Raw genomic sequence first — 15,880 nt, forward strand, 5'->3', positions numbered from 1 at the left:
CATTTCGTGATCGAGTACACACCGGACGCACAGGCTCGCCCTCCGGCCCATTGTGTCCGATCTGAGGGTTCAGCGGTGAATGTTGCGCGGCGGCCTTGGCATGCGGCTCCCCATTGATACCGTAGGACGGTGACTTCCTCCCCTGACGACCGCGCCGCCGAGGTGGACGATACCGAAACCGCGCTGCCGAAGGCATCGACGAAGCCTGCCGCGAAGACGACTGCCGCGAAGACGACTGCCGCGAAGACGACCGCCGCGAAGACGACCGCCGCGGCGAAGCGCGCTCCGGCGAAGCCTGCCCCCGCGAAGCGTGCCGCTCCGAAGAAGCCGACCACGAAGTCCGCCGCGGAGAAGGCGGCGCCGACCGCTGACGTCATCGTCGAGCCGCTGAAGAACGCGATGCTCGACGGGGCGACAGCGAAAACGGCTCCGAGGCGGGTCCCGGCGGCGGCTCGCACTGCTGCAGCGAAGAACACCGCCGCACGGGCCTCCGCGGCGAAAGCGCCGACTTCGACGACGGCCGCGGCGAAGACGGCGGCAGCCAAGACTACGGCAGCCAAGACTGCGGCGGCCAAGACCGCGGCGGCGAAGACGGCGGCGGCCAAGACCGCGGCGGCGAAGACGGCGGCAGCCAAGTCCACAGCCCGGTCGACGACCGCGAAGACGGCGGCAGCGAAGACGGCAGCAGCCAAGACAGCCGCCGCGAAGGCGGCTGCGGCAAAGGCGGCGGCCGAGCAGGCTGTGGCGGCAAAGGCGGCGGCCGAGCAGGCTGTGGCGGCAGAGGCGGCGGCCGAGCAGGCTGTGGCGGACAAGGCAGCGGCCGAGCAAGCGGCGACGGAGCAGGCTGCTGCGGCCGAGCAGGCGGTCGTTGTCGAGACGAGTGCCGTCACCCCTGCGGCCCCCGTCGTCGAGGCATCGCCGGCCGTCGCCGAGATGCCGCCCGTGGCGTCCGACCCTGCGGTCGAGAACGCCTCCGTGTCCCCGAAGCTCGGTGAGGCCGACGCGCCCGCAGTGACCGTCGATGACGATGCCACCGTGGCGACCGTCGCCGTCGAGGCCGAACCCGCTCAGGAAGCGACGTCGGTCGAGGTCGTCGAAGCCACTGTCGATTCCGACGATGCGGCGTCGGACGCCGTCGGCGCGATCGACAGCGCATCGGGCGGCGAGGCCATCAGCATCCGCGGCCTCGTGAAGCAGTTCGGCGACAATCGAGCCGTCGCCGGGATCGACCTGACCGTCCCTGCCGGATCGTTCTATGGGGTCGTCGGGCCCAACGGTGCAGGCAAGACCACCACGCTCTCGATCGTCGCCGGTCTGCTGCGAGCCGATGAGGGCAGCGTCGTGATCTGCGGTATCGATCAGGCGGTGAAGCCCCAGGCAGCGAAGCGCATGATGGGCGTCCTGCCTGATCGGCTGCGTACGTTCGACCGGCTTACCGGCCGTCAGCTCCTCTACTACTACGGGCTGCTGCGGGGGCTCACGGCCGACGTCATCGAGAAGCGGGCGGCGGACCTCGCTCGTGCCTTCGATCTCGGTGATGCGCTCAGTCGGGTGGTCTCGGACTACTCGGCAGGCATGACGAAGAAGATCATGCTCGCCGGGGCCATGATCCACTCGCCGCGCGTCCTCGTGCTCGACGAGCCGTTCGAATCGGTCGATCCGGTCTCATCCGCCGTGATCCTGGACATCCTGCGCGCCTATGTCTCGCACGGTGGCACCGTCATCCTCTCCAGCCACGGCATGGACCTGGTCGAGCGCGTCTGCTCGCGCGTGGCCATCATCGTCAACGGTGAGGTCCTCGCAGAGGGAACGATCGACGAGGTGCGCGCAGGGCAGACCCTCGAAGCGCGCTTCGTGGAACTCGCGGGTTCCAGCGGAGAGGTGGAGGGGCTCGAGTGGCTGCACACGTTCTCCGACTGAGATTCGCGCTCCTCATCGGAGCGCTGCGCAGCGACCGTCGGGTTCGGATGCTCGTTCTGCTCGCAGCGGTCGTCGCCGTCACCGTCGTCGTCTGCTTCGCGGTGTTCAGCCTCGCGGATGCACCAGTTCCGGTCGCACGCGCTGTCACCGTCCTCGGTGGTGCCGCCCTGCTCCTCGGCTTCCTCGTGGGACCCATCCTCGTCGGCGCGATCGACCAGCTGGACCCCCGACGGTTCGCCGTCTTCGGCGTGGACGAACGCCAGATGCCGTGGGTGCTCCTCCTGGCTGCTTTCGTCAGCGTCCCCAGCTTGGCGCTGCTCGCCGTCTACATCAGCGTCTGCATCGTCGCGATCGGGGCGGGGACGCCGTGGCCCCTCGCCGTCCTGATGACCCTTCTCGGCGTCGTCACGACCGTGCTCATCTCGCGGATCGGCATGGCGCTCAACGCCCTCCTGCTGCCGGAGCGCCGCTCTCGCGAGCTCACCGCGCTGTTCGCCCTCGCGCTGCTCGTCATCGCCTTCCCGGTCGCCGTGTTCTTCGGATCCTTGCGGTGGGACGGCCTCGTGCCCCACTCGCTCGCGACCTTGTCGACCGTGCTCGGCTTCAGTCCGTTCGCAGCTTCGCCCGCCTTCCTCTTCTCGTCGGCCGCGGGGGAGACGGCGACGGCATGGGTCAGCGGTATCGTCGCGGTCGTCACCGTCGGCCTGCTCTGGTTCGCGTGGTCATGGCTCGTGCGTCGCCTGCTCACGACGACCGAACGCCCGGTCGCCGCGCGCGAGCGCACCGGGCTCGGCTGGTTCGGTCTGCTGCCGTCCAACGCGTTCGGCGCGATCGCCGCCCGGAGTCTCGTCTACTGGCTCCGGGACCGCCGATACATCATGAACCTCATCGTCGTCCCGGTCGCCGGGGTGCTGACGGTGCTGCCGCTCATCGTCGCCGGAGTACCGGTCGAGGTCGCCGCGCTGGTTCCCGTCCCGGTGATGGCACTGTTCTTCGGCTGGTTGCCGCACAACGACGTCGCCTACGACTCGACGGCCCTGTGGACCCATGTGGCCAGCGGCGTGCGCGGACTTCCCGATCGCCTCGGTCGCCTGATCCCGGTGCTGCTGGTGGCGGTGCCGGTCCTCGCGATCGCCACACCGCTGTCACTCCTCCTGGTCGGCGACTGGAGTCTCCTGCTGCCGCTCGGCGGCCTGGCGGCGAGCCTCCTGTTCTCGGCTCTCGGCATCTCCAGCATCGTGTCGGTCGTGGCCCCGTATGCGGTCTCCCGTCCCGGCGACAGTCCCTTCCAGCAGCCGCAGCGGCCCACCTCCCGGGGCACGTACGGACCGGCGGCGGCTTTCCTCGGAGCGATCGTGGTCAGCATCCCCACGATCTGGCTGTTCGCGGCCACCCTCCTCGAGGGCTCGGCCTATGCACCGGCGACGTTCTGGGTCGGGCTTCTCGTCGGGCTCGCCGTGCTGGCGGCCGGAGCGGTCATCGGCGGACGCATCTTCGAGCGCAGCGGCGAGCGGTTGATGGAGTTCGTCGAGACCGCGTGACCACCGCCCGCAGCGCTGTCGACGCCGCTAGACTCACGGGATGAGTACTCCGCTGGACAGCCCCGATCAGGGCGGCGTGGCAACGCTTGATCGCGAACTGGAAGAGCTTCTCCGCGAGGAGAATCTCGAACCGGGCGACCACGAGCGCTTCTCGCATTACGTGAAGAAGGACAAGATCCTCGAATCCGCGATCACCGGGAAACCGGTACGCGCACTGTGCGGCAAGAAGTGGACTCCGGGTCGCGACCCGGAGAAGTTCCCGATCTGCCCCACGTGCAAGGAGATCTACGAGTCGATGATCAGCTGACGTCAGTCGGCTTCGACGTACACGGTGGGAATCGCCGGGTCGGACTTGCTGAGCGCGAGAGCGCGCACCGGAAGTTCCTCGCGCACGCGCAGGTGATGCGCCCGTGCGGACGCCGTCCCCTCGGATCCCTCGTGGGCGGTGTCGATATCGCCGGCTTCGACGAAGGTCACCTGGAGCGGGCGACCATCCGGGTGCTCGTCCGGAGTGTCGGGCTCCTCGAAGCCGTCGGAGACGACGACGGTCTCGGCGGTCGCCACCCCGTCGACGAGCGTGCGGAACGCGGCTTTGCGGCCGCCGTACGACGCCTTGTCGGCAGATGCCTTCGCGACGCCGATCCACGAGCCGGCGCCATCCTGACGGGCCACGAGCTTGTAGACCATGCTCGCGGTGGGGTAGCCGGATCCGGTCACCACGGAAGTGCCGACACCGTAGGCATCGACCGGCGACGCGGCGAGTGCCGCGATGGCGTACTCATCGAGGTCGCTGGTCACGGTGATGCGCGTGTCGGCGGCCCCGAGCTCATCCAACTGTGCGCGCACATCCGCGGCGACGATCGGAAGGTCGCCGGAATCGATTCGCACACCCCCGAGACGCGTGCCGGCGACGCGGATCGCCGTCTCTACGCCGGTGCGGATGTCGTAGGTGTCGACGAGCAGCGTGGTGTCGGTGCCCATGCTCTCCACCTGGGCGCGGAACGCCTCCTCCTCGGTGTCGTGCAGCAGCGTCCACGAGTGGGCGGCCGTGCCCATCGTGGGGATGCCCCAGCTCCGCCCGGCTTCGAGGTTGCTCGTCGCGCCGAACCCTGCGATGTAGGCGGCGCGGGCGGCGGCCACGGCTGAGCGCTCAGCCGCACGTCGTGAACCCATCTCCGCCAGCGGACGCTCGCCCGCCGCGATGCTCATCCGCGCGGCGGCGGTCGCGACGGCCGAGTCGTGGTTGAGCACGCTGAGCGCCAGGGTCTCCAGGACCACCGCATCGGCGAACGTTCCCTCGACGGTGAGGATGGGGGAGCCGGGGAAGTAGAGCTCGCCCTCGCGGTAGCCACGGATCGTGCCGGTGAAACGGTAGTCCTCGAGGTACTTCAGCGACTCGGCATCCACGACCTGCGCGTCGCGGAGGAAGCGCAGCTCCTCCTCGCCGAAGCGGAACTCGCGCAGCAGTCCGAGAAGACGGCCGGTGCCGGCCACGACGCCGAATCGACGACCTCCGGACAATCGACGGGAGAACAGCTCGAAGACGCTGGGGCGGAAGGCGGTCCCGTCCCGGAGGGAAGCGGCGAGCATCGTCAGCTCGTAGCGGTCGGTGAGCAGCGCCGTCGACGTGGTCATGCGCTCAGCATACTGAGCGCGCTGATGCGCGCGACGCGTCGCACGCGGGTAGGCTGGGGAGTCATGAACGACGCGCCGATCGGGATCTTCGACTCCGGTGTCGGCGGGCTCACGGTGGCGCGGGCCATCCGCGCCCAGCTGCCCCGGGAGTCGTTCGTCTACATCGGCGACACCGCGCACTCCCCGTATGGGCCCAAGCCGATCGCGGACGTCCGCCGCTACTCCCTCGAGGTGCTCGACACGCTCGTCGACCAGGGCGTCAAGATGCTCGTGATCGCGTGCAACACGGCGTCGGCCGCCATGCTCCGTGACGCTCGCGAGCGCTACGACATCCCCGTCGTCGAGGTCATCGGCCCGGCCGTGCGCCGAGCCGTGTCCACGACGCGCAACGGACGGGTCGGCGTCATCGGCACGGTGGGCACCATCGGGTCCCGGGCCTATCAGGACATGCTCGAGGTGAACGAGAGGCTGCAGGTCTTCACGGCGGCCTGTCCGCGGTTCGTCGAGTTCGTCGAAGCGGGGATCACCGGCACTCCCGAGGTCCTCGCGGTCGCCGAGGAGTACCTCGCGCCGCTGCGGAACGCGGAGGTCGACACCCTCGTGCTCGGATGCACGCACTATCCCTTCCTGCGTGGTGCCATCAGTTACGTCATGGGCGAGGGCGTCACCCTCGTCTCCAGCGACGACGAGACCGCCGGCGATGTCTACCGCCAGCTGGTCAGAGGCGACCTCCTGGCGTCGCCCGATGCGGCGGCGACCTATGTCTATGAGGCCACCGGTGCCTCGGCCGACGAATTCACGGCATTGGCCAACCGACTGATGGGCCGCGAGGTGCGGGACGTGCAGCTCGTGCAGACCGGAGTCATCGCTCTTCCTCACATCGTCTCCGAGTAAGCCCCTCCTCGAATCGTCCGTCGATTCGTCCCACCCCGACCGAGAGAAGCACATGTCCGAAATCGTCCGCGTCGACGGCCGTTCCACCGATCAGCTGCGAGAGATCACCATCGAGCGCAACTGGAGCGCGCACGCCGAGGGGTCCGCGCTGATCAGCTTCGGCGGCACGAAGGTGCTGTGCACGGCATCCTTCACCAACGGGGTGCCGCGCTGGTTGACCGGCAAGGGCAAGGGATGGGTGACGGCGGAGTACTCGATGCTTCCTCGCGCCACGAACAGCCGCAACGACCGCGAGAGCGTCAAGGGCCGCATCGGCGGTCGCACCCACGAGATCTCCCGCCTCATCGGTCGTGCGCTGCGCGCCGTCGTCGATACGAAGGCGCTCGGAGAGAACACGATCGTGATCGACTGCGATGTGCTGCAGGCAGACGGCGGCACGCGCACCGCGGCCATCACGGGTGCCTATGTGGCCCTGGCCGACGCGATCGAGTGGGGTCGCGAGAAGAAGTTCATCGGCAAGAACTCCACGCCGCTGCTCGACTCCGTGGCCGCCGTGTCGGTGGGGATCATCGACGGCGAGCCCATGCTCGATCTGGCATACACCGAGGATGTCCGGGCCGAGACCGACATGAACGTCGTCGTCACGGGTCGCGGACTCTTCGTCGAGGTGCAGGGCACTGCGGAGGGCGCGCCGTTCGACAAGCGCGAACTCGATGCTCTGCTCGAGCTCGGTGTGGCCGGCTGCGAGGACCTGAAGGGCAAGCAGCTCGCCGCACTGGCGGGGGAGTGACGATGCAGGTCGTCCTCGCGACCCACAACGCGCACAAGGTCGCGGAGTTCCAGCAGATCGTGGCGCAGGCGCGTCCTGATCTCGAGGTCGTCGGCTATGACGGCCCTGAGCCGGTCGAAGACGGGGTCACGTTCGCCCAGAACGCGCTCATCAAGGCGCGCGCTGCTGCGGCGCATACCGGACTCGCGGCCTTGGCGGACGACTCCGGGATCTGCGTGGACGTGCTCGGCGGCTCGCCCGGCGTCTTCTCCGCCTACTGGGCCGGACAGAAGAAGGATGCGACGGCGAACCTCGAGCTCCTGCTCGATCAGCTGCACGATATCGCCGATCCGCACCGGGCCGCCCACTTCACCTCGACGATCGCCCTCGTGCTGCCGGATGGGCGCGAGCACGTCGTGGAGGGGCGGTGGCCGGGGCGACTTGCGCCGTCGGCTTCCGGGGGCGGCGGCTTCGGCTACGACCCGATATTCATCCCGGACGGCCAGCCGGAGGGGCAGGAGCGGACCGTGGGCGATTTCTCCGCGGAGGAGAAGCAGTCGCAGTCGCACCGCGCTCGCGCGTTCGCTGAGCTGCTCCCGCTCCTCGGCGCACTCTGACCTCGGAGAGTCCGTCGCTGAATCGCAGATGACGGTGAGAATCGTTACCCTTCCCGACTAGCCGGAACCGGGCTTCCGGCCCGGTTTCCCGGTCTACCCTGGGGGCATGCACGATCACGCACCCGCCGCCGGCGGCATCCGCTCAGCCGGCAGCCGACGCCTGCTGACGATCTCGCTGTCGCTCACCGCGACCGTGATGGTCGTGCAGGTCATCGGTGCGATCCTGACCGGATCGCTGGCGCTGCTCGCGGACGCCGCCCATATGTTCACGGATGCGTCTGCTCTCGTGATCGCGCTGATCGCGGCGACGGTGGCCGCGCGCCCGGCCGACGACCGGCGCACCTTCGGCTATCAGCGTGCCGAGGTGTTCGGCGCGCTGATCAACGCGCTGATCCTGATCGCCCTGGCCGCCTGGGTCGCCGTCGAGGGCATCGGTCGCCTCGTGAACCCGGGACAGGCCGAGGTGGCCGGGGGGCTCATGCTGGTCGTCGCCGTGGTGGGACTGTTCGCGAACGCGATCTCGATGTGGTTGCTGAGCCGCGCGCAGCGGACGAGCATCAACGTGCGCGGCGCCTATCTCGAGGTGATGGGCGACCTGATCGGATCCGCGGCCGTCATCATCGCGGCGATCGTCATCCTCCTCACCGGATGGATGCCGGCGGATGCCATCGCGTCGCTCTTCATCGCGGCGATGATCATCCCGCGGGCCATCACGCTCCTGCGCGAAGTCTTCTCGGTCCTCGCCGAGTCCGCGCCGAAGGGGACGACCGTCAGCGACATCCGGACTCACCTGCTCGGGTACGCGGGTGTCGTCGGGGTGCATGACGTGCACGTCTGGCAACTGACCCGAGGGGCGCCCGTCTTCACGGCTCACGTGAGCGTCGATCCGCAGTTGTTCGCCGACGGACGATCGACGCGGCTGCTCTCCGAGATGCAGGCGTGTCTCGCGGATCATTTCGATGTCGAGCACTCGACGTTCCAGATCGAGCCGGCCGAGCAATCGGACTGCGAGCCGCATCACGCCTGAGCAGGCCCGACGAGCGCCGAGGTCAGAGCTCCACGACGATGTCGTCCGGCTCCTTGTCCGGGCGCAGCCCGCGCCACCGCGCGTGTCGGAGGACCCCGTCCGGGGTCCAGTTCGCGAACTCCACTTCGCCGACGAGCTGGGGACGCACCCAGAGCGCGTCGGACGCGTCCGGGGCCGGGACGCCGTCCAGGGGCGCGGTTTTCACTCGGAGGGGCTCGAGGCGAGCGAGGAGGTCGCGCAGGATGCGGTCTGTGAATCCGGAGCCCACGCGGCCGACGTAGCGGAGCTGCGTCGATCCGCCGGTGGTATCGGGCACCGCGAGCAGGAGCGAGCCGAGGGTGCTCTCGCGATCGCCCTTTCCCGGGCGGATGCCCACGATCACGGCCTCCTGCATCCGTGTGTGCTTGAGCTTCAGCCAGGAGGGGCTCCGCTGCCCCGGACGGTAGCGGGACTGCGGATCCTTGACCACGACCCCCTCGAGCCCGAACTCCCGGCTCGCAGCCAGGGCCGCATCGACGTCGTCGAAGACCGGCGGGAGCTGGACCGGAGCATCGAGGTCGGCGATCACGTCCTCGAGCAGCGTGCGTCGCTCGCGCAGCGGCATACCCGTGAGGTCATGGCCGTCGAGGCGCAGCAGATCGAACAGCATGTAGACGATCGGCGTGCGGATGACCTCGCGCTCGATCTCCCGCGGTCGTGTGAGGTGCATCCGGTTCTGAAGCAGCGAGAAGCTCGGCCGCCCGTGGGCGTCGAATGCCACGATCTCCCCGTCGACAACGGCATCCGTGATCGGGAGGAACGGTGCTCCGTCGGCTGTCAGTTCGGGGTAACGGCCCGTGATGTCGGTGCCACGACGCGCGTGCAGCAGCATCCGCCCGTCAGTCCAGGTGCCCATCGCGCGGATGCCGTCCCACTTCACCTCGACCCACGAGGGATCGCTCAGTGCGCGGGCGACGCCGGGGGTGCCGTTCTCCGCGAGCATCGGTGCGAGGGTCGCAGCGGTGCTGTCGACCGCCGGTGCGGGGCCGCCGCGCGGATGGCGTGACGGCCGACGGGGCGACGTCGTCACCGCGGGCGGCGTCGGCGTGGATCCGCCGGCCAGGGGTCGAAGACTCGAAAGGGGGTCGGTACCTGAGGCGGCCCTGGCCAGGACCTGGTCGATCTCGAGCTGCGCCAGTGACGGGTCATCGAGCTCCTCCCACGTTCGAGGGGCGGCGACCCAGGGGCGCGCGCGACCACGGAGCGAGTACGGCGAGATGGTGGTCTTCTTGCCGTTGTTCTGGCTCCAATCGAGGAAGACCTTGCCCCCGCGCACCGCCTTCGACATGACGCTGGTGGCGAGGTCGGGGTGATCGTTCTCGATCAGGCGCGCGAGTTCCTTCACGACGGCGGAGATCTCGTCGCTGGTCTGCTCGCCCGGAAGAGCGGCATAGAGGTGGATGCCCTTGCTCCCGCTCGTGACGGGGAACGGATCGAGACCCATGTCGGTCAGGATGACGCGGGCGAACCGGGCGATCTCGGCGCACTGCGCGAGTCCCACCCCCGGGCCCGGATCGAGGTCGAGGACGAGTCGGTCCGGACGGCCGGGCAGGCCTTCCGCGGTGAAGCGCCACTGCGGCACGTGGAGCTCGATCGCGGCGACCTGCGCGAGCCACACGAGGGTCGGCACGTCCTCGACCAGCGGGTACTCCTTCGGGCCGTCCGAATGCTGGATGGCCTGACGGGGAATCCAGTCGGGCGCCCCGGGCTCGAGCTGCTTCGTGAAGAACGCATCGGCCGGCGCATCCGCCGTTCCGACGCCCTCCACCCAGCGTTTGCGGGTCACCGGACGTCGATCCAGCAGAGGGAGGAGGAGTGGGGCGATCGCGCTGTAGTAAGCGATGATCTCGCCCTTGGTGGTGCCGGTTTCGGGATACACGACCTTGTCGAGGTTGGTGACGCGCAGACGACGACCGTCGACCTGCACCACCTGCCCTTGTCCGACCATGCAGCCAGCGTAGTCAAGGGTCTGGCCGCGACGGCGTCGGCTGGTGTTCACTGGTCACATGAGAACGATCTGGAAGGGTGCGCTGACCTTCGGCCTCGTGAACGTGCCGGTCAAGGTGTACTCCGCGACCGAGGACCACGACGTGCCGCTGCATCAGGTGCACGAGAAGGACGGCGGGCGCATCCGCTATCAGCGCACCTGTGAGGTGTGCGGCGAGACCGTGGCATACGCCGACATCGACCGTGCCTACGTCGAAGAGGGCCAGACGGTCGTGCTCACCAAGGACGACCTCGCAGCTCTGCCTGCGGAGAAGAGCAGGGAGATCGACGTGGTCGAGTTCGTCCCCTCGGATCAGGTCGATCTGCTCACGCTCGACAAGCCGTACTACCTCGAGCCGGACTCGAAGTCTCCCAAGGCGTACGTGCTGCTGCGCAAGACCCTGGAGCAGACCGACCGCACCGCGATCGTGCGCTTCACACTGCGGCAGAAGACGCGACTCGCCGCGCTCCGCGTGCGCGGGAAGGTGCTCGTGCTGCAGACGCTGCTGTGGGCCGACGAGGTGCGCGAAGCCGAGTTCCCCGCGCTGGACGAGGACGTGCGCATCTCGAAGAAGGAGCTCGAGCTCTCGGCATCTCTCGTCGACAGCTACTCGGCCGATTTCGACCCCGAGGAGTTCGTCGACGAATACCAGAAGGAGCTGCGCACGCTCATCGACGCGAAGATCGAGGCGGGCGACACGTTCGACGTGGCCGAGACCTTCGGCGAGGCCGAGAAGGCCGCCGAGGGTGGAGAGGTCATCGACCTGATGGAGGCGCTCCGCGCCAGCGTCGCGCGTACCAAGGAGGAGCGCGCCAAGAACGCCGGCTGAGAGATCGGCGTCGCGGTGGCGGCGCCGATCGAGATCAGTGCTTGCCGTCGCCGTCGAGGTCGGGCGCGCGGTCGAACACGTCGGCGTCCAGGACGAGCTCCTGTGCCTCTTCGGCATCCGTCACGACGTCTTCACCGGCCGCTGCCGCCTTCTTCGCCTTGTGGCGCTCGGAGAAGTAGTGCCAGAGCGTGACGAGCGCCGTGCCGCCGACGGCGAGCAACAGGATCACATCGATGTACTCGACGACCAGATCACGCACCCAAGGGATGTAGGCGATGAGGTAGCCGACCATCGTGAGACCGAAGCCCCAGATCATCGCGCCGATGAAGTTGTACAGCGAGTATCGCCGCCACGGCATGTGTCCGACGCCGGCCGCGACGGGGGCGAAGGTGCGGACGATCGGGACGAAGCGCGCCAGGATGACGGTGAGACCGCCGAAACGCTCGAAGAACGCGTTGGTCCGCTCCACGTTCTTCCTGCTGAAGAGTCCCGATTCCTTGCGTTCGAAGATCGCCGGACCGCCCTTGTGGCCGATCAGGTAGCCGACCTCGCCGCCGATGAACGCCGACAGGGCGATCAGGAGCGAAACGACCCAGATGTTCACGCCGAACACGTTGCTGGTGTGCGTGAGAAGGCCCGCGATGATGAGCAGCGTGTCTCCGGGCAGCAGGAATCCGACGAGCAGTCCCGTCTCCGCGAAGATGATGAAGCACACCACGAGCAGCGCCCACGGCCCGGCCGCGCCGATGATCGTCTGGGGGTCGAGCCAGGGGATGAGGGCGGTCGGCGCGTGCAGCATGGTTTCGAGCACAGGGGAGTCCCGTCGGTCGTGATTGGTCGGCGGTGCAGCTGAGCGACGCGTGCGGTCGCAGGACGGCCCCATCGTCTCTCGTGCGGAAGGTGGGACTTGAACCCACACGCCCTGGGGCACAGGAACCTAAATCCTGCGTGTCTGCCAATTCCACCACTCCCGCGCGGTGGAATCATTCTAGTGACCGCCGAAACGGTGTATCTGAGGATCAGCCCGCAGTTCCTGCCTGCCGTCCGGCGGCCCTCCCGTCACGCCTGAGGGGTCGAGGGCGGGATACCGGACTCCGACGGGTTCGGCGCGAGAGGCTCCTGGGGGTTCGGCGCCAATGGCTCTTGCGGGTTCGGGGCCAATGGCTCCTCCGGGTTCGGGGCGAGCGGCTCCTCCGGGTTCGGGGCGAGCGGCTCGTCGGGGAAGAGCGGTGAGGGCTCGTCGGGGTTCGACGGGGAGGGGGAGGTGTCGGTCATGTCGGTGTCCTTTCGCTGAATCACGTCGTGTGCAGGCGATTTCAGCAGGGCGCGACCGCGGTGTCTGCTCCCTTGCGCTGCGGTGAGGGATGTGGTGAGGCGGGTCATCCACGCCTGCCGCTAAAGACGACTGTGGATAACTTCGGACCCGGGTTGCGGATTGTTGCGAGGATGCCGGGGTGAGTCATCCTTCCGCCCTCGTCGCCGAACGTGTGCGGATGCGTCTGCGGTCCGAGGGGATCGATCCGACCGTCGAGCCGGACTCGGCGTGGCGGATCACCCATGCGGAGGTGCGTCGTCATGATGACCTCGCCCTGGCGCGTGGGGAGGCGCTGATCGAGGATGAGGCGGCATGTGTGCGCGACGTGCTGGCATCCCTGAGCGGATTCGGGGCGCTCCAGCCGCTGCTGGACGATCCCGAGGTCGAGGAGATCTGGCTGAACGGCACCGGGCACGTGCACGTGGCACGGGAAGGCGTGGCGGAACGGACCCGGCTGCGCCTCGACGAGATCGCGGTGCGCGACCTGGTGGAGCGGATGCTGCAGTCCAGCGGACGACGCGTCGACATCAGCCAGCCGTTCGTCGACGCGTCGCTGCCCGACGGCTCTCGCCTGCACGTGGCCATCGCCGATGTCGTGCGCGGGTCCTGGGCAGTCAACATCCGCAAGTTCCTGCCGAAGTACCGGTCGCTCGAGGCGTTGACCCAGCAGGGCATGATGCCCGCCGACGTGGCGGAGCTGCTGCGTATCGCGATGAACGACGGCCGCAGCGTCATCGTCTCTGGAGCGACGCATGCCGGGAAGACGACCGTGCTCGGTGCGCTGCTGGCCTCGTGCGCCGGATCTCAGCGCATCGTGACCGTCGAGGAGACCTTCGAGCTGGCCGTGGACGGCCCGGACCTCGTCGCACTCCAGGGTCGTCAGGCCAGCCTGGAAGGCACGGGAGAGATCACCCTGCGCCGCCTGGTCAAGGAGGCACTGCGTATGCGGCCGGATCGCCTGGTCGTCGGCGAGGTGCGTGACGCCGAGGCCCTCGACCTGGTGCTCGCGCTCAACACCGGCGTGCCGGGCGCGTGCACCGTCCACGCGAACTCCGCCACGGAGGCGCTCGAGAAGCTGAGCATCCTGCCGTTGCTGGCCGGCCGCAACATCGACCGCGGGTTCATCGCACCCGCGCTCGCGGCATCGGTGGATCTCGTGGTGCACTGCGTTCGCGACCATGCCGGGGGTCGGCGCGTGCACGAGATCGTCGCGCCCACCGGCGATGTCGAGAACGGACGCATCCTCACCGACAGCGTCTACCTTGCCGGGGTCGCGTCGTGACGTTCCTGATCGGGGCGGTCTTCGCCGCCGGCGTCCTCCTCTGCGTGTCACCGTGGATGTGGCCGCCGCGGCCCGATGCCACCCCGACGGTCCCCAGGGCGCGATTGGTCCGGCTGATCGCCGAGGCGGGGTACGACGACGTGGCGTCCCGCGCGGTCATCGTCGTGATCGCCGCCGCCGCGCTCATCGCCGCCTCCACGGCATGGCTGCTGACCGGGCTGCCGGTGCTGGTGCTGCTCGCCGCGTCGGCCGGAGCGATGGCGCCGATGATGTTCCTGCGCGGACGACGGTTGCGACTGCGCCGCCTGCGTCGGCAGTTGTGGCCCGACGTCTGCGATCTCCTCATCGCGTCGATCCGTGTCGGACTCTCGCTCCCCGATGCCGTGGCGAGCCTGGCCGAGTCCGCGCCCTCGATGCTGCGACCCGCATTCGCGGTGTTCGCCAGAGATCTGCAGGCGAGTGGTCGATTCGAGACGAGCCTTGACCGGCTGAAGTCGTCGTTGGCGGATCCGATCGGCGATCGCATCGTCGAGACCCTGCGGATGGCACGTCAGGTCGGCGGCACCGAACTGGTCGGTGTGCTTCGAGCGCTCTCCCCCTCCGTACGCGCGGACGCCGCGCTGCGGGGCGAGGTCGAGGCGCGACAGTCATGGATCCGTGGCGCGGCGGTCCTCGGCGCCATCGCACCGTGGGTCATCCTCGGCCTGCTGGTCATGCGTCCGGAGGGAGCCTCGGCGTATGGCACACCGGAAGGCGTGATCGTCATCTGCATGGGCGCGGGGGTCTCGGTCATCGCCTTCCAGATCATGGTCCGTATCGGCCGGCTCCCGGAACCTCGGCGGTGGTTCGGGTGAGCGGGTTCTCTGCACTCGCCGGTGCCGTGCTCGTCGGTGGGGCCTTCGCCGCCGGTGTGCTGAGCATTCTCACCGGCCTGCCGCGCTGGAGGGCCGCCTCGCTGAGCGTGCGGATCGGGCCCTACATCCGTGACGTGGTCGCGGATGAGAACCTTCCGCGGGGAGTTCTTCCGATCGCGGGTACATTGCCCGCGAGCGCCCGAACGCTGTGGGGTCGATCGCGAGATGCGTTCGCGCGCATGGTGGGTGGGGGAGAGGCGCTTCGACAGCGAATCTCCCAAGCGGGTGCCATCTTGGAACCGGCGACGTTCCGCGGCAGGCAGTTGGGCTGGGCGCTCGCCGGCACCGGTGCGGGTGCGGCCGTCCTGATCGTGCTCGCCCTGATCGGACGATTTTCCGTTCCCACCGGTGTGATGCCGTTGCTGTGCGGCGCGGCCGCCGCCACCGCATATGACCTGCAGCTGTCAGCGCGAGTCAAGGCGCGCCGCGTGCGTCTCACCGAGGAGCTTCCGACGACTCTCGAGTTCCTGGCCCTGTGCCTGTCGGCCGGCGAGGGATTCCTGGATGCTCTGCGTCGTGTGGCCGCAGTCGGCTCCGGCGAACTGACCGGTGAGCTTCGCCGGGTGGTGCTCGCGGTCGGCACCGGGTCGCCGCTGTCCGACGCGCTGAGCGAGATGGCGAGACGCCTCGACCTGAGCGCGCTGTCGCGCGCCGTCGACCAGGTGATCGCCGCCCTCGAACATGGCGCGCCGCTCGCTGCAGTGCTGCACGCGCAGGCGGGAGACGCACGGGAAGACGCGAAGCGAACGCTGATCGAGCAGGCGGGGCGCAAGGAGATCCTGATGCTGCTGCCGCTCGTCTTCCTCATCCTCCCGTTGTCGGTGTTGTTCGCCGTCTATCCGGGACTGTTCATCCTCCGACTCGGCATCGGCTGATCGGCTGATCGGCTATGAAAGGACGACCATGATCGCACCACCGCAGGACACTCATCGCGGCCAGAGCACCCTTCGACGCCTTTGGCGCTCTGTGGTGAGCCGTCTCGATGCGTTCGCCCGCGACGAGACCGGAGACGTACCCGGGTGGGTGCTCGTGACATTCGTGACTGTGTCCCGATCCCGGGGCGGGATCAAGCACCATTCACACTGATAACAGGGTCTGCACCCTGGGTGCC

At 68.6% G+C, this 15,880-nt stretch carries 14 protein-coding genes, 1 tRNA gene and 1 pseudogene; 11 read left to right on the forward strand and 5 right to left on the reverse strand.

Annotated features, from left to right (window positions below; all coding sequences use genetic code 11):
• Positions 1 to 129 precede the first annotated feature (129 nt).
• From AC6CHX_RS16840 to AC6CHX_RS16850, 3 genes are read left to right on the forward strand one after another with little or no spacing between them, the layout of a single operon-like run.
• Entirely contained in the window at positions 130 to 1,920 is a 1,791-nt protein-coding gene (locus AC6CHX_RS16840; RefSeq protein ID WP_498273738.1) for an ABC transporter ATP-binding protein, read from the forward strand.
• Positions 1,896 to 3,461 (forward strand): hypothetical protein, encoded by a 1,566-nt coding sequence (locus AC6CHX_RS16845; protein ID WP_136041554.1) that lies wholly within the window; start codon positions 1,896 to 1,898, stop codon positions 3,459 to 3,461. Before AC6CHX_RS16840 ends, AC6CHX_RS16845 begins: the two co-directional genes overlap by 25 nt.
• 40 nt (positions 3,462 to 3,501) lie before the next feature.
• On the forward strand, positions 3,502 to 3,768 hold the full coding sequence (locus tag AC6CHX_RS16850; protein ID WP_046013003.1) for a DUF3039 domain-containing protein: 267 nt from the start codon (positions 3,502 to 3,504) through the stop codon (positions 3,766 to 3,768).
• Positions 3,769 to 3,770: 2 nt separating this feature from the next.
• Here the strand turns inward: AC6CHX_RS16850 and AC6CHX_RS16855 are convergent.
• A pseudogene (locus tag AC6CHX_RS16855) lies at positions 3,771 to 5,162 on the reverse strand (nicotinate phosphoribosyltransferase); the annotation flags it as partial.
• Here AC6CHX_RS16855 and murI point away from each other — a divergent pair.
• The 4 genes from murI (at position 5,160) to AC6CHX_RS16875 (ending at position 8,403) form a co-directional block, all read left to right on the forward strand.
• Complete coding sequence (gene murI, locus AC6CHX_RS16860; RefSeq protein WP_498273739.1) at positions 5,160 to 5,990, forward strand: glutamate racemase; 831 nt, start codon at positions 5,160 to 5,162, stop codon at positions 5,988 to 5,990. The pseudogene AC6CHX_RS16855 and the gene murI sit on opposite strands and share 3 nt — an antisense overlap.
• Before the next feature lie 52 nt (positions 5,991 to 6,042).
• Positions 6,043 to 6,780: a ribonuclease PH gene (gene rph / locus AC6CHX_RS16865; RefSeq protein WP_091030304.1), complete on the forward strand. Its 738-nt coding sequence runs from the start codon at positions 6,043 to 6,045 to the stop codon at positions 6,778 to 6,780.
• A gap of 2 nt (positions 6,781 to 6,782) precedes the next feature.
• Complete coding sequence (rdgB, locus tag AC6CHX_RS16870) at positions 6,783 to 7,376, forward strand: RdgB/HAM1 family non-canonical purine NTP pyrophosphatase (protein WP_498273740.1); 594 nt, start codon at positions 6,783 to 6,785, stop codon at positions 7,374 to 7,376.
• A 106-nt stretch (positions 7,377 to 7,482) separates the two neighbouring features.
• Positions 7,483 to 8,403, forward strand: a complete 921-nt coding sequence (locus AC6CHX_RS16875; protein ID WP_498273741.1) for a cation diffusion facilitator family transporter — start codon at positions 7,483 to 7,485, stop codon at positions 8,401 to 8,403.
• A gap of 22 nt (positions 8,404 to 8,425) precedes the next feature.
• On the opposite strand, the gene ligD is transcribed toward AC6CHX_RS16875, so the two are convergent.
• Positions 8,426 to 10,390, reverse strand: a complete 1,965-nt coding sequence (gene ligD, locus AC6CHX_RS16880; protein WP_498273742.1) for a non-homologous end-joining DNA ligase — start codon at positions 10,388 to 10,390, stop codon at positions 8,426 to 8,428.
• Between the two features lie 58 nt (positions 10,391 to 10,448).
• On the opposite strand from ligD, the gene ku reads away from it, so the two are divergent.
• The gene (gene ku / locus AC6CHX_RS16885; RefSeq protein ID WP_029262512.1) at positions 10,449 to 11,258 is read left to right on the forward strand and encodes a non-homologous end joining protein Ku; all 810 of its coding nucleotides are present in this window, start codon (positions 10,449 to 10,451) and stop codon (positions 11,256 to 11,258) included.
• Between the two features lie 34 nt (positions 11,259 to 11,292).
• Here the strand turns inward: ku and AC6CHX_RS16890 are convergent, their stop codons facing one another.
• The 3 genes from AC6CHX_RS16890 to AC6CHX_RS16900 all read right to left on the reverse strand — a co-directional run bounded on the left by AC6CHX_RS16890 (position 11,293) and on the right by AC6CHX_RS16900 (position 12,533).
• Positions 11,293 to 12,057 carry a DedA family protein gene (locus AC6CHX_RS16890; protein WP_498273852.1) on the reverse strand — a complete coding sequence of 255 codons (765 nt, stop codon included), beginning with the start codon at positions 12,055 to 12,057 and terminating at the stop codon, positions 11,293 to 11,295.
• A 93-nt stretch (positions 12,058 to 12,150) separates the two neighbouring features.
• Positions 12,151 to 12,232 (reverse strand) — tRNA-Leu (locus AC6CHX_RS16895).
• Between the two features lie 85 nt (positions 12,233 to 12,317).
• Positions 12,318 to 12,533, reverse strand: a complete 216-nt coding sequence (locus tag AC6CHX_RS16900) for a hypothetical protein (RefSeq protein ID WP_498273743.1) — start codon at positions 12,531 to 12,533, stop codon at positions 12,318 to 12,320.
• 179 nt (positions 12,534 to 12,712) lie between these two features.
• Here AC6CHX_RS16900 and AC6CHX_RS16905 point away from each other — a divergent pair, with 179 nt between their 5' ends.
• Genes AC6CHX_RS16905 through AC6CHX_RS16915 form a run of 3 tightly spaced genes read left to right on the forward strand, consistent with a single transcriptional unit; the run spans position 12,713 to position 15,644 of the window.
• Positions 12,713 to 13,855 carry a TadA family conjugal transfer-associated ATPase gene (locus AC6CHX_RS16905; protein ID WP_498273744.1) on the forward strand — a complete coding sequence of 381 codons (1,143 nt, stop codon included), beginning with the start codon at positions 12,713 to 12,715 and terminating at the stop codon, positions 13,853 to 13,855.
• Positions 13,852 to 14,709: a type II secretion system F family protein gene (locus tag AC6CHX_RS16910; protein WP_498273745.1), complete on the forward strand. Its 858-nt coding sequence runs from the start codon at positions 13,852 to 13,854 to the stop codon at positions 14,707 to 14,709. The genes AC6CHX_RS16905 and AC6CHX_RS16910 overlap by 4 nt, the downstream gene beginning before the upstream one ends.
• Positions 14,706 to 15,644 carry a type II secretion system F family protein gene (locus AC6CHX_RS16915; RefSeq protein ID WP_498273746.1) on the forward strand — a complete coding sequence of 313 codons (939 nt, stop codon included), beginning with the start codon at positions 14,706 to 14,708 and terminating at the stop codon, positions 15,642 to 15,644. The genes AC6CHX_RS16910 and AC6CHX_RS16915 overlap by 4 nt, the downstream gene beginning before the upstream one ends.
• The last annotated feature ends 236 nt before the right edge of the window (positions 15,645 to 15,880 follow it).

Source organism: Microbacterium sp. GQ128, assembly GCF_059758615.1.

Excerpts from the sequence above, each read along its gene's own strand:
- AC6CHX_RS16850 (WP_046013003.1), top strand. The coding sequence starts at position 3,502 with ATGAGTACTCCGCTGGACAGCCCCGATCAGGGCGGCGTGGCAACGCTT.
- ku (WP_029262512.1), top strand. The coding sequence starts at position 10,449 with ATGAGAACGATCTGGAAGGGTGCGCTGACCTTCGGCCTCGTGAACGTG.
- AC6CHX_RS16900 (WP_498273743.1), bottom strand. The coding sequence starts at position 12,533 with ATGACCGACACCTCCCCCTCCCCGTCGAACCCCGACGAGCCCTCACCG.
- AC6CHX_RS16890 (WP_498273852.1), bottom strand. The coding sequence starts at position 12,057 with ATGCTGCACGCGCCGACCGCCCTCATCCCCTGGCTCGACCCCCAGACG.
- murI (WP_498273739.1), top strand. The coding sequence starts at position 5,160 with ATGAACGACGCGCCGATCGGGATCTTCGACTCCGGTGTCGGCGGGCTC.
- ligD (WP_498273742.1), bottom strand. The coding sequence starts at position 10,390 with ATGGTCGGACAAGGGCAGGTGGTGCAGGTCGACGGTCGTCGTCTGCGC.
- rdgB (WP_498273740.1), top strand. The coding sequence starts at position 6,783 with ATGCAGGTCGTCCTCGCGACCCACAACGCGCACAAGGTCGCGGAGTTC.
- rph (WP_091030304.1), top strand. The coding sequence starts at position 6,043 with ATGTCCGAAATCGTCCGCGTCGACGGCCGTTCCACCGATCAGCTGCGA.
- AC6CHX_RS16875 (WP_498273741.1), top strand. The coding sequence starts at position 7,483 with ATGCACGATCACGCACCCGCCGCCGGCGGCATCCGCTCAGCCGGCAGC.